Here is a 12,207-nt window from a genome sequence, read left to right as displayed (position 1 = left end):
CGCTGCTGTACACCCCTGAAACGCAAGAGGCCCCGGAGTGATCCGGGGCCTCTTGTCTGTGTGCACTCGGCAGGATTCGAACCTGCAACCTTCTGATCCGTAGTCAGATGCTCTATCCGTTAAGCTACGAGTGCTTGTTCTTTTGTGGCCTCCGCTCCCGGCCCTTTCGGCCCGCTCGCGGCGACAGGAAGAACATTACATGACTGCCGCCGTCATGTGAAATCCGATGAGCACACCCCTTGTGACCTGCGAAAACACCAGTGACGGGGGCGCCGGGAGCGGCAGGCCCCGGAAAGCCGAAGCCCCGGTCCTGGGGACCGGGGCTTCGGGATCGGTGCGGAGGCGGAGGGATTTGAACCCTCGATGGGCTGTAAGGCCCAAACCGCATTAGCAGTGCGGCGCCATAGACCGGACTAGGCGACGCCTCCAGCACAACCGCTCACGCGAGCGCGAGATCGGTGCGTGCAGATGATGACACAGTCGAGCGCCGTGTCACCAATCGCCCCCCACGGTACTAGGCGGGCGGGGCGCAGGGCAAAGGGCTTCTCCCGGCGGGGCGGGCAGGGCATCGGGGCCGGCGCGGGACGGGCGGCAGAAGGAGACGGCGGGACCCGGGCGGGCGCGGGACGGCGCGTACGACCAGGGGGCGGCAGGAGGAGGGGGGCGGCGGGACGGACGGGGGACGGACGGGTCGGCGGGTCGGCGGGTCGGTGGGTCGGCGGGTCGGTGGGTCGGTGGGTGCGCAACGTCTTCACGGTTCCGGCGTTGGACAGGTCATGGTCTTCCTCCTCCCGGGCGCCGGCCGCCGGCTCCTGTCGGCGTCCCTCGGCGCCGTCGCCGCCCTCGTCCCGCTGACCGCCGGGTCCGCCGCCGCGGCCGGCGCCGTGCCGCCGCCCGTCCGCCCCGAGGACCGGGGTGATCACGTCACCGTGGTCGTCCGGAACGCCGGAGCCGGACGGGACGGCACGTACGAGGTGCGCTGTCATCCGGACGCCGGCCGTCACCCGGACGTGGCCGGGGCCTGCCGGACGCTCGACGCGAACACGCGGTGGGGGCGTGATCCCTTCGCGCCGGTGGCCCCCGGCGCCTTCTGCTCCTTCCTCTACGGCGGTCCGGCCACCGCCCAGGTCACCGGCACCTGGGCCGGGCGCCCGGTCGACGCCCGGTACGACCGCGGCGACGGGTGCCAGGTCGAACGGTGGGACCGCATGGTGCCGCTGCTCCCGGAGACCGGCGGCTCTCTGTAGGCGGCCGGGGCGCGGGCCGTTGACGGAAGCTCCGCTTCCGTAAAGGTCCCGCGAAAGTACGGGGGAGCCGGGGCGTGCGGTCACGCGTTCGTCGTCACTTCCTCGTGGGACCTCCCTCTCATCCGGCGTCGCGAGCGCGACCCGTGCCCTTAGACTCCCTCGCGTGACACGTCGCGGGCCGGTTGGCAAGATGGCCCGAGCGGTCGGCAAGGTGCGGTAACAGGGAGGAAGGCGTCTCGTGAGCGGCAGGCCATCCCGAGGCGCTGCTCGCCTCGCAGCCATACTCGACGCGCTGCCGGACGCGTTGGTCCTGGTCAACGCCAACGGAACGGTCGTCAACGCCAACACCATCGCGCTGGAGGCCTTCGAGGCGCCGGGAACCGCGCTCGTCGGGCGCGGGCTGCTCGACCTGCTGCCGCAGTTCGACTCGCGGCTGATCCCCGGCTCCATGCGGCGGCCCGACCACATGGACCCCCGCGGGCGCACGAAGCCGACCCGGATGGTCGCGCGGCGCACCGACGGGACGGAGTTCCCGGTCGAGGTCACGAGCGCGAACCTGGAGAACGGGCAGCAGGCGTACGACAGTTCCGGCTACACCGGCGACGAGCTGCTCATGCTCGTCGTACGGGACCTGTCCGGGACCGTCGACACCGAGGCCGAGCTGGCCCGCTCGCAGCGGCAGACCGAGATGATCCTGCGGGCCGCGTCCGAGGGCGTCGTGGGCACCGACACCGACGGGCGGATCGTGCTCGTCAACCCGGCCGCCGCCCAGATCCTGGGGTACCGGGCCGGTGAGCTGGGCGGCAAGGAGCTGCACACGCTGGTGCTGCACTCCCGTGCCGACGGCTCGCCCTTCCCTTACGAGGAGTCGCCGCTCGCCGACACCCTGCGCTCCGGGCGCAAGCACCGGGTGCGCGGGCAGGTGCTGTGGTCCAAGGGCGACAAGAAGGTGCCGGTCGACCTGACCACCGCGCCGGTGCGGGACGGGGACCAGCTCGTCGGCGCGGTGATGACCTTCGCCGACCGGCGGCCGTACGACGCCCTGGCCGAGGAGAAGGCCGCGCTGGAGAAGGCGCACGCCGAGGAGCTGGAACGGCTCTCCGAGGAACACGCCTCCGACCTGACCGCGCTGCGCCAGCAGCACGTCACCGAACTGGAGGAGCTGCGCGAGAAGCACGCCGAGGAGCTGGCGGCCGGCGAGGAGCGGTACGCGGCGCTCGCCGAGCGGGAGAAGGACCGCTACGAGGCCCTCGCCGGGCGGCACGAGCAGCTGCTGACCCTGCTCGGGCAGTCGCTGCGCGGCCCCCTGGACGAGCTGCGGCGCGAGCTGTCCGCGCTGGCCGCGGACGACGCCGGGCAGCTGTGGCCCGAGGCCAACCAGGTGCTGCACCACCTGTCCGCCGGGTACTCCCGGATCACCACCCTGATCGACAACGTCCTCGGCTACCAGCGGCTGGACGCGGGCGGTGAGGACATCACCCGGACGAAGGTGATGCTGGACGCCGTGGTCGCCGCCGGTGTGGACGGCGCGGTGGAGCTGATCGGGCCGGGGCGGGTGCAGTTCGCCGTGCACGCGCCGCCCATCGAGGCCGAAGTCGACCCGCAGCGCCTGGCCGTCGCCCTGGCCCACCTCGTGGCGGACGTCGCCGGGGTGGACGCCACCGGCAACACGCCCGTGTCGGCGGGCGGTTACCTGGACAACACCGTCGTCGTGGCGGCCGCGCAGCGCGGTGAGGTCGCGCGGATCGAGGTGCGCGGGCCGTACGCCGGCGGCGACCCGGTGCACGAGCCGATCGTGCGCGGGATCGTGCGCGCCCACGGCGGTGTGCTGCAGACGCACGAGGTGCCGGGCATGAGCGGCAGCGCGTACGTGCTCGAGGTGCCGCTCGGCGGTGGCGCGGGCGCGGTCGCGGGGGCCGCCGCGCAGCTGCCGGAGGCCGACGAGGCCGCCCCGGACGACACCGGCACGGCCGACCAGGGCGCCGGGGGACGGCGGCGGGCCCGCCGGGCGTCCACGGACGCCTTCCTCGACGGTGACCTCCCGGGCGCCGGCGACACCGGTGAGGCGGGCGCCCGCACGCCGACCGGGCGGCGCCGGCGGCGGGCCGCCGCGCCCGCCGAGCCGCCCGCCCCGGTACCGGCCGAGGCCGTCGAACCCGCGTCCGGCGGAACCGGACGGCGCCGCGGCCGCCCCGCCGAACTCGGCGCCGGTGCGCGTGCCGGGGACGGCAGCGGCGTGGCCGAGGGGGCCGTGGTGACCGCGGCCGAGCATGCCGCCGGGGCGGCCGCCTCCGGTACGGGGCTCGGCGGCGCCGTGCCCCCGCAGGGCGTGCCCGTGCCCAGCGGCCGGCGCGCCCGCCGCGACCCCGGCGCCCCGCAGGCCGCCCTGCCCCCGGCTCTGCCCGCGCCCGGCGCGGCTTCGGCGCCGGACGCGCAGGAGGTCGCGGCGGACGGCGCCGGGGCGGTCGCGGGGCAGGACGCGCAGGCGGTTCCGGCCGACGACGGGCAGCCGACCGGACGGCGCCGCAGGGCGCTGGCCGCCGCGGCGGAGCGTGCCGCGGCGCAGGAGACGGGCGCCGCGCGGACGGTCTTCGCCCTGCCGCCGGCCGAGGCCGACCGGGCTGCTCAGCCCCCTGGCACGACGAATGGCGCGGCGCCGGGTACGGCGACCGCGACGGAGCCGGGCACCGGGGTGCCGGGCACTGCGGTACCGGTGGCTCCGGGGGCGTCCGCCCCCGCGGCTCCGGCCCCGGGTGCGCAGGCCGCCGGGCCGGTGCCTCCGGCAGCCGCCGCGAGCGCCGGGGCGGCGCCCGCGGCCGCCGGGGCGGACGCCGGAACCGCAGTGGCTCCGGCCGCCGGTGCTGCCGTGCCTCCGGGCGCGGGTGTCCCCGCGGCTCCCGCGGCGGACGCCGGGGTCGCGGTGCCTCCGGGTGCCGGGGCGCCCGTCGTTCCGGGTGCCGATCAGCCGTCCGCCGCGGGTGCGGGCGGCGCCGGACCCCAGGTCGCCGGTGCGCCGGCCGGCGCCGGGCCGCTGCCCGGGCCGCTGCCGCTGCCGGGTCAGGCGCAGGTACCCGGACAGGTGCAGGCGCCCGGACAGGTGCAGGCGCCCGCGCCGATGCCGGCGTCCGTCGAGGCCGTCCCGGGCGACGGCCGGCACGACGCCGTGCCGCTCGACCAGGCCGAGGACCACACCCCGCCGCAGCCGCATCCCACCACCGCCCCGACCGGCCGGCGCCGCCGGGCCGCCGCCCGGCCGGCCGACGCCGCGCAGGCCGTGGCGCCGGGTGCCGCGCCGGTCACCGCTCCCGGGCAGGCCGCGCCGGGACAGCCGGCTCCCCAGCAGCCGCTTCCCGCCCAGGCGGCGCCCGCCGAGGCACCGCAGGCCACGGCGGTACCGCAGATTCCCGGCCAGGCCCCGCAGGGCGCGGCCGTGCCGCAGATCCCCGGGCAGGGGGCCCCGGCGCAGAGCATGCCGCAGAGCGTGCCGGCGCAGGGTGCGGCCGGGCAGGGCATCCCCCATCAGGCAGGTCCCGTGGCCCCCGTCGCGGCCGGGCCCGGTGTGCCGGCGGGCCCCGGGGCCGTGGCGCCCGAGTCGCAGGCGGCGGTGGCCCAGCCCGTCGTCCCCGCGCAGGGCGGCCACTCCGCAGCCGCCGCACCGGCGCCGCAGCAGCCGGTCGTCCCCGCGCAGGGCACGGCGTCCGGCCGGCCCGCGCCCGCCGCTCAGGCGCCGCAGCCCCCGGTCGCCCACCCGGGGACCCCGGCCGCTCCCCCGGTCGCTCTCCCGCTGCCCCCCGAGACGGGGCCCGGCCGGGCGACGGCGGCGCAGCCGGGCCAGGCCGTGCCGGCGCCGCCCGCCGCCGGCGACGCACCCGTGCCGCCCGCCGCCGTGCCCCAGCAGTGGCCGGGCGCCGACGCCACCTCCGGTGCGGGCACGCCCGTCCCGGCGCCCGGCGCGCCGCTCCCCGGCGGGCAGCCGCAGCGGGCCGCGCAGCCGTTGCCCGCGGAGGCGGCGGGCGCGGCGCCGGCCGACCCGGACTCGACGCAGGGCCGGGCGATCAGCGTCCGCACCCTCGGGCAGGGCGTGCCGTTCGCCCGGCAGGCCGCGCAGGTGCAGCAGCCGACGGCCACCCCGCCGCCGCACGCGCCCGGCGGTTCGGGACGGCGGCGCAAGCTGGGCACGCCCCCCGACCCGGCCACGCGCCCCGAGCCGCAGCCCGGGCAGGCGGCCCGTCCGCACCCGCCGGCCGAACCGGCGCCCGCGCAGCCGTCGCCCGGCGGCCGGACGCCCGTGTCCCCGCCCTCGCTCGGCGGCCAGGCCCCCGTGCCGCAGCCCTCGCTCGGCGGGCAGTCCCGGCCCGCCCCGGGCACCGAGGGCGCGGGACGCTCGTACGCCATAGGCGCCCCGGAGCCCGACGCGGCCGAGGGACCCGAGCCGCTGGACGGTCCCGGTGGGGCCGTCGAGGTGGCGGACCCGCCGCGCCCGCAGCCGCTGGACGACGAGCTGCCGCCGGAGCCGCTGGACAACCCGCGCCGGCTGCTGGTGTGGCCCGCGCCGGACGTGACGACCCAGCAGGCGCTCAGCGACCGCGGCTACCGGCCGGTGATCGTGCACTCGCGCGAGGAGGTGGACGCGCAGATCGCGGCGTTCCCCGCCGCGCTGTTCGTGGACCCGCTGACCGGGCCGATCACCCGGACGGCGCTGCAGTCGCTGCGCCAGGCGGCGGGGGCGGCCGAGGTGCCGGTGCTGGTCACGGCCGGCCTCGGGCAGGCGACGCGCGAGGCGGCGTACGGCGCCGATCCGGCCGTGCTGCTGAAGGCGCTGGCCCCGCGGGACAGCGAGCAGCATCCGTCGCGGGTGCTGCTGATCGAGGAGCACGCGGAGATCGCGCTGGCGCTGACCGCGACGCTGGAGCGGCGCGGCATGCAGGTGGCGCGGGCCGCGAGCGACGGCGACGCGGTGACGCTGGCGGGCCAGTTCCGGCCGAACCTCGTGGTGATGGACCTGATGCAGGTGCACCGCAGGCGGTCCGGGATCGTCGACTGGCTGCGGGCGAACGGGCAGCTCAACCGCACCCCGCTGGTCGTCTACACCGCCGCCGTCGACCCGGCCGACCTGCCCCGGCTGGCCTCGGGCGAGACGGTGCTGTTCCTCGCCGAGCGGTCCACCAGCACGGAGGTCCAGAACCGGATCGTCGATCTGCTGGCACGGATCGGGACGAACTAGGGCCCGGCCGGGCGGCCGGACCGGCGGCGACCGCGCCCCGCCGTCCTAGCGGGCGACCAGCCTGCGGGCCGCCTCTTTGACGGAGGCCCGCAGGCGGTCGCGGTCGGCGTCCTCGACGCCGACCACGATCCGGCGCATCTGCGGGACCACGGCGGCCCAGTTGGCCAGGGCGATGAGGAGGAAGAGCAGGTCTCGGGCCGGGACGGCGTCCGTGATCACGCCCCGTTCCTGGCCGTCCCGCAGCGCGTCGATCTTGCGGCGGTAGTGGTCCCGGCGCTCGCTCTCGTCGGGCAGTTCGGTGTCGGCGCCGTACTCCAGGCCCTCCCAGAAGAGGAGGCGGAGGACCTCGGGGTGGGTGGCGTGGTAGTCGATCACGCGGTCGATCCAGCCCTCGATGTCATCGGGGTCCACGGGGACGGCCACGGCCAGGTCGAGCATCGTCTTCTGCAGGACCCGGGTGAACAGCTCCGCCTTGTTGCCGAAGTAGGCGTAGATCAACTGCTTGTTGGCCTTCGCCTGCTCGGCGATGCGGTCGATGCGGGCGCCCGCGATGCCGTGCCGGGCGAACTCGGCGACCGCCGCGTCGAAGATGCGGGCCTTCGTGGCCTCGGGGTCCCTGACTGCTCCCATGCGGACAGGGTAGGGCCCGGGGCATGGGTGACCAACTATGTGGTTGACGGGAATGCCACGCCGGGGCACGCTGTTGAAGCAGTCCAACCAACCAGTTAGTTAGACCGGGCGACGGTGCCCGGCGAGAGTCGGCTCCAAGGAGTACTCCCACTCATGCCGTCAGCCACCACCACCTCCACGCCGCCCGGGACCCGGGACACCGGCCGTGAGCAGGCCGCCACCGGCCGGTTCTTCCTCCCCCTCATCGCCCTCTGCACCGCCGTCACGGCCGCCAACATCTACCTCGCCGCCCCGCTGCTCCCCCTGATCGCCCACGACTTCGGCACCGTCGCGCCCGCCGTGACCTGGATCGCCTCGGTCGCCCAGTTCGGCTACGCGGCCGGGCTGCTGTTCTTCGCACCGCTCGGCGACCGCGTGAACCGGCGTCCGCTCGTCGCCGGCCTGTCCGTGGCCACCGCCGCCGCGCTGGTCGTCGCGGCCGCCGCCCCGGGCACCACGGCCCTCGCCGCCGCCGTGTTCGCCGCCGCCGCGGCGACCGTCGTACCGCAGCTGCTCGTCCCGCTGGTCGCCGAGCGGGCGCCCGCCGACCGGCGCGCCCGGCACGTCGCCGCCGTCATAGCCGGGCTGTTCACCGGCATCGTCGCGGCGCGCGTCCTCGGCGGTCTCGCCGGGCAGGCCTTCGGCTGGCGCTGGGTGTTCGGCGGGTCCGCGGCGCTGACCCTCGTCCTCGGGCTGGCCACCGCCCTGGCTCTGCCGGTGGAACGGCGCACCCGGCAGGGCGGGCTGCTGGCGGGCATCGCGGAGATTCCGGGGCTGCTGCGCGGTTCGCCCGAGCTGTGGCGGGCGTGCCTGCGGCAGGCGGGGATGTTCGGCGCCTGGAGCGCCCTGTGGACCTCCCTCGCCCTGCTGCTGACCGGCCCCTCCTACGGCCTGTCCACCGCGACCGCCGGGCTGTTCGGCCTGTTCGGGCTGACCGCCAGCGCGGTGGCGCCGCTGGCCGGGGGCCTGGTGGACCGGTTCGGCGCCGCGCGCGTCGTCGGCGCGGCGTATCTGCTGGCCGCGGTGTCGGTGCCGCTGTTCTGGCTCGGCGGGCACGTCCTGGCGGCGCTGTTCGCGGCCTCGATCGCGATCCACGCCGCGCTGGTGGCCTCCCACGTCGCCAATCAGACGCTGGCGCTGACCACCACGTCCGCCCCGGCCACCGCCAACACCGCCTACGTCGTCTCCGGTTTCGCCGGCGGCGCCCTCGCCTCGGCCGCCGCGGGCCCCGCCTTCGGGCACTGGGGCTGGGCCGGGGTGTGCGGGGTGGCGGGCCTGTGGCTGGTGCTGGGGTGGGGGGCGACGGCGGCTCCGGCCGGGCGTCGGTGAGCAGCACCGCCCGGCCCGGACGGCAGCGGGGCGCCCCGAGGGGGACGGCACGCACAGGCGCCCCCGAACCGACCGGCTGCGGGTTCCCTCCGGGCGGCCGAGGAAGTCCCCCGGCCGAGCGGCAGCGGGACGGCCTCCCCCAGCAGTGGGAGGTCTCCCGGACCGCCGGACGGCGGCGAACCGGACGTCGGCGAGGGAGCCCCGACCGGCGCCGGCGCGGGCACCGGTCCGGGCGCCGTCAGAGGTGGGTGACGTCCAGCCGGCCGTCCGCGTACTGCCTGCGCAGGACCTTCTTGTCGAACTTGCCCACGCTCGTCTTCGGCACCGACTCGATCAGCGTCCAGCGCTCCGGCAGCTGCCACCTGGCGATGTGCCCCTCCTCGGCGAGGAAGGCGCGCAGGGTCCGGAAGTCGGCGGTGGCGCCCTCCTTCAGGACGACCGTGGCCAGCGGACGCTCGCCCCACTTCTCGTCGGGCACGGCCACCACGGCCGCCTCGGCGACGTCCGGGTGGGACATCAGCGCGTTCTCCAGCTCGACGGAGGAGATCCACTCGCCGCCGGACTTGATGACGTCCTTGGCGCGGTCGGTGAGGGTGAGGAAGCCGTCGGGGGAGATGGTGCCGACGTCACCGGTCTTCAGCCAGCCGTCCTCGCTGAACTTGTCGGCGGGGCGCAGCGGTTCGGCGTCGGGGCCGTTGTAGTAGGCGCCCGCGATCCACGGGCCGCGTACCTCCAGCTCGCCGGCCGACTCGCCGTCCCAGGGCAGGCGTTCGCCGCCGGGGCCGGTGAGGCGGGCCTCGACGCCGGCCGGGAAGCGGCCCTGGGTGAGGCGGTAGGCGAGCTCCTCCTCGGTGCCGACGGCGTGGGCCGGCGGGCGGGCGACCGTGCCCAGCGGGGAGGTCTCGGTCATGCCCCAGGCGTGGCAGACCCGCATGCCGAGCCGGTCGAACGCCTCCATGAGGGAGGGCGGGCAGGCCGAGCCGCCGATCGTCACCTGGGTGAGGGAGGAGACCTCGCGGGGGCGGGCGGTGAGTTCGGCGAGCAGCCCCTGCCAGATGGTGGGCACGGCGGCCGCGTGGGTCGGCCGCTCGCGCTCGATCATCTCGGCGAGCGGGGCCGGCTGCAGGAAGCGGTCGGGCATCAGCAGGTTGACGCCGGTCATGAAGGTGGCGTGCGGCAGGCCCCAGGCGTTGACGTGGAACTGGGGGACCACGACCAGCGAGGTGTCCTGGTCGGTCAGGCCCATCGACTGGGTCATGTTGACCTGCATGGAGTGCAGGTAGATCGACCGGTGGCTGTAGACCACGCCCTTGGGGTCGCCGGTGGTGCCGGAGGTGTAGCACATGGAGGCGGCGCGGCGTTCGTCCAGCTCCGGCCAGTCGTAGGCGGTGGGCCGGCCGGCGATCAGCTCCTCGTACTCGTGCACCCGCGCGCGGGCGCCGGCCAGCGGGGTGCGGTCGCCGGGTCCGGAGACGACGATGTGCTCCACCGTCGGCAGCTTCGGCAGCAGGGGCGCGAGCAGCGGGACGAGCGAGCCGTTGACGATGACGACCTTGTCGGCCGCGTGCTGGACGATCCACGCCAGCTGGTCGGCGGGCAGCCGCAGATTGAGCGTGTGCAGCACCGCGCCCATCGACGGGATCGCGAAGTAGGCCTCGACGTGCTCGGCGTTGTTCCACATCAGCGTGGCCACCCGGTCGTCGCCGCGGACCCCGAGTCCGTCGCGCAGGGCGTGCGCCAGCTGGGCGGCGCGGGCCCCGATCTCGGCGAAGGTGCGGTGCTGCGGGCGGGAGTCCGCGGTCCAGGTGGTCACCCGCGACGAGCCGTGGATCGTCGACCCGTGGGTCAGGATCCTCGAGATCAGCAGCGGTACGTCCTGCATGGTGCTCAGCACGGCGTCCTCCCGGGCGACATTGCCTACGCGGTGGTAGAGGTTGCGCTGATTCTGCGCACATACCGCGCGGTATGTCACTAGGGGACGGGAAATTGGCCTAGCGTGCGAGCACCAGTTCGGGGTCCTCGCGGAGCTTGCCGAGCGCCCGTGAGACCGCCGACTTCACCGTGCCCACCGACACGCCGAGCACCTCGGCGGTCTGGGCCTCGCTGAGATCCTCGTAGTACCGCAGGACGACCATCGCCCGCTGCCGCGCCGGCAGTTTCAGGACCGCGCGCCACATGGCGTCGTGCAGCGCCTGCCGCTCGGCCGGGTCGTCGTCGCCGGGCACGGCTTCCGGCTCGGGCAGCTCCTCGCACGCGAACTCGTCCACCCGGCGCTTGCGCCACTGCGAGGTGCGGGTGTTCAGCAGCGCCCGGCGCACGTACCCGTCGAGCGCCCGCTGGTCCTCGATCCGCTCCCAGGCCACGTAGGTCTTGGCGAGCGCGGTCTGCAGCAGGTCCTCGGCGTCGCTCGGGTTCGCGGTCAGCGAGCGCGCGGTGCGCAGCAGGACCGGCTGGCGGGCTCGCACGTACGACGCGAACGACGGGTAGGCGGGGGTCTGCCGCGCTGGTGCGGCGGCGACCGAGGCGCTGGTGCAGACGGGTGCGGTCATGACCCCACGCTAGGAGCGGGCCCCGTGGCGGCGGATCGGCCGCAGGTGCCGAAGCGGAGTCCCCCTCAGGTTGTAGGGGTGGGGCCGGCTCCACCTCCTGAAGGTGGACCACGGGTCCGCCCCGCCTGCGGGTACGACCCTGAGAACGCCCCCGCCCGCACCGCGACCGGCCCGGCCGCCACCGGGGCGCGGACCCGGCCGCCGAGGCATGAGCGCGACGCCGCGGCCGCCGGCACCAGGTCGCCCCGCCGGGCGAAGCGCCGCTTCCGCGCTCTTCCCTTTCTCGAACATACGTACGAACATGAACGCATGGCCGTCATCGACCGGCGGGCCATGACGCCGGCCCTCGCACACGCCCTGTCCGCCGCCGACCGCGGCCTGGCCGTCATCCCCCTGTGCCGGACGAAGCTCCCGGCCCTGCGCTCCCCGCACCGCGGCGACGCGGACCCCGCGGCGCCGCGCTGTCACGGCGAGTGCGGCCGCTTCGGCCACGGCGTGCACGACGCGTCCGCCGACCCGGCCCGCGTCCGCGACCTGTTCGCCGCCGCCCCCTGGGCCACCGGCTACGGCATCGCGTGCGGGCTGCCGCCGTACCACCTGATCGGGGTCGATCTGGACACCACGTGCGACACGGACTCCTCGGCCGCCCTGCGCGAGCTGGCCCTGCGCCACCTGTTCACGATCCCGGAGACGGTGGTCGTGCGCACCCCGAGCGGGGGCCGCCACCTGTGGCTGACGGGCCCGCCGGACACCGTGGTCCCCAACTCGGCCGGCCGCCTCGCCCCCGGCATCGACATCCGGGGCGCCGGCGGCTACCTCGTCGGCCCCGGCTCCCGCACCTGCCACGGCGTCTACACCGCCGCACCCGGCACCGCCGGACTGGCCCCGGCCCCGTGCCCGCCGCCCCTGCTGCGCCTCCTCCTGCCCCCGCCGCGCTCCGGCCGCCCGGCCCCGTCCGCCCCCGGCGACCACGGCCGCGGCCTGGTCCGGTTCGTGCTCGGCGCACACCCGGGCCGGCGCAACACCCGCCTGTTCTGGGCGGCCTGCCGCGCCTACGAGAACGGCATCGGGCCCGCCCTGGCCGCCCCGCTCACCGAGGCGGCCCGCCACGCCGGCCTGTCGGAACGCGAGGCCCGCGCGACGATCGCCTCGGCGGCCCGGACGACCGGCCACCGCCCGTGAGGGGCCT

At 76.4% G+C, this 12,207-nt stretch carries 7 protein-coding genes and 2 tRNA genes; 4 read left to right on the top strand and 5 right to left on the bottom strand.

Translation table 11 applies throughout. The features are described 5' to 3' along the window. Positions 1 to 61 precede the first annotated feature (61 nt). Positions 62 to 134, bottom strand: a tRNA-Arg gene (locus ABZ261_RS03265). Positions 135 to 337: 203 nt separating this feature from the next. Beyond that, a tRNA-Ser gene (locus tag ABZ261_RS03260) sits at positions 338 to 428 on the bottom strand. A 348-nt stretch (positions 429 to 776) separates the two neighbouring features. Between ABZ261_RS03260 and ABZ261_RS03255 the strand changes: the two genes are divergently transcribed. After that, positions 777 to 1,247 (top strand): SSI family serine proteinase inhibitor, encoded by a 471-nt coding sequence (locus ABZ261_RS03255; RefSeq protein ID WP_356854848.1) that lies wholly within the window; start codon positions 777 to 779, stop codon positions 1,245 to 1,247. A gap of 238 nt (positions 1,248 to 1,485) precedes the next feature. Next, entirely contained in the window at positions 1,486 to 6,471 is a 4,986-nt protein-coding gene (locus ABZ261_RS03250; RefSeq protein WP_356854847.1) for a PAS domain-containing protein, read from the top strand. A gap of 45 nt (positions 6,472 to 6,516) precedes the next feature. Here the strand turns inward: ABZ261_RS03250 and ABZ261_RS03245 are convergent, their stop codons facing one another. After that, positions 6,517 to 7,101: a TetR family transcriptional regulator gene (locus tag ABZ261_RS03245; protein WP_356854846.1), complete on the bottom strand. Its 585-nt coding sequence runs from the start codon at positions 7,099 to 7,101 to the stop codon at positions 6,517 to 6,519. A 153-nt stretch (positions 7,102 to 7,254) separates the two neighbouring features. Between ABZ261_RS03245 and ABZ261_RS03240 the strand changes: the two genes are divergently transcribed. Further along, positions 7,255 to 8,469, top strand: coding sequence for an MFS transporter (locus tag ABZ261_RS03240; protein ID WP_356854845.1), 1,215 nt, complete (start codon positions 7,255 to 7,257; stop codon positions 8,467 to 8,469). Positions 8,470 to 8,707: 238 nt separating this feature from the next. Here ABZ261_RS03240 and ABZ261_RS03235 read toward each other — a convergent pair whose 3' ends face one another. After that, on the bottom strand, positions 8,708 to 10,363 hold the full coding sequence (locus ABZ261_RS03235) for a long-chain fatty acid--CoA ligase (RefSeq protein WP_356854844.1): 1,656 nt from the start codon (positions 10,361 to 10,363) through the stop codon (positions 8,708 to 8,710). Positions 10,364 to 10,460: 97 nt separating this feature from the next. Beyond that, the gene (locus ABZ261_RS03230; RefSeq protein WP_356854843.1) at positions 10,461 to 11,018 is read right to left on the bottom strand and encodes a SigE family RNA polymerase sigma factor; all 558 of its coding nucleotides are present in this window, start codon (positions 11,016 to 11,018) and stop codon (positions 10,461 to 10,463) included. Between the two features lie 309 nt (positions 11,019 to 11,327). On the opposite strand from ABZ261_RS03230, the gene ABZ261_RS03225 reads away from it, so the two are divergent. Beyond that, on the top strand, positions 11,328 to 12,200 hold the full coding sequence (locus ABZ261_RS03225) for a bifunctional DNA primase/polymerase (RefSeq protein ID WP_356854842.1): 873 nt from the start codon (positions 11,328 to 11,330) through the stop codon (positions 12,198 to 12,200). Positions 12,201 to 12,207 lie beyond the last annotated feature (7 nt).

Origin of the sequence: Streptomyces sp. NPDC006193 (genome assembly GCF_040613915.1) — a bacterium.
GTDB lineage: Bacteria > Actinomycetota > Actinomycetes > Streptomycetales > Streptomycetaceae > Streptomyces.
Note: the sequence above shows the minus strand (reverse complement) of the source record. Positions and strands in the feature narration are given on the sequence as shown.

Excerpts from the sequence above, each read along its gene's own strand:
- ABZ261_RS03225 (WP_356854842.1), top strand. The coding sequence starts at position 11,328 with ATGGCCGTCATCGACCGGCGGGCCATGACGCCGGCCCTCGCACACGCC.
- ABZ261_RS03230 (WP_356854843.1), bottom strand. The coding sequence starts at position 11,018 with ATGACCGCACCCGTCTGCACCAGCGCCTCGGTCGCCGCCGCACCAGCG.
- ABZ261_RS03245 (WP_356854846.1), bottom strand. The coding sequence starts at position 7,101 with ATGGGAGCAGTCAGGGACCCCGAGGCCACGAAGGCCCGCATCTTCGAC.
- ABZ261_RS03240 (WP_356854845.1), top strand. The coding sequence starts at position 7,255 with ATGCCGTCAGCCACCACCACCTCCACGCCGCCCGGGACCCGGGACACC.
- ABZ261_RS03255 (WP_356854848.1), top strand. The coding sequence starts at position 777 with ATGGTCTTCCTCCTCCCGGGCGCCGGCCGCCGGCTCCTGTCGGCGTCC.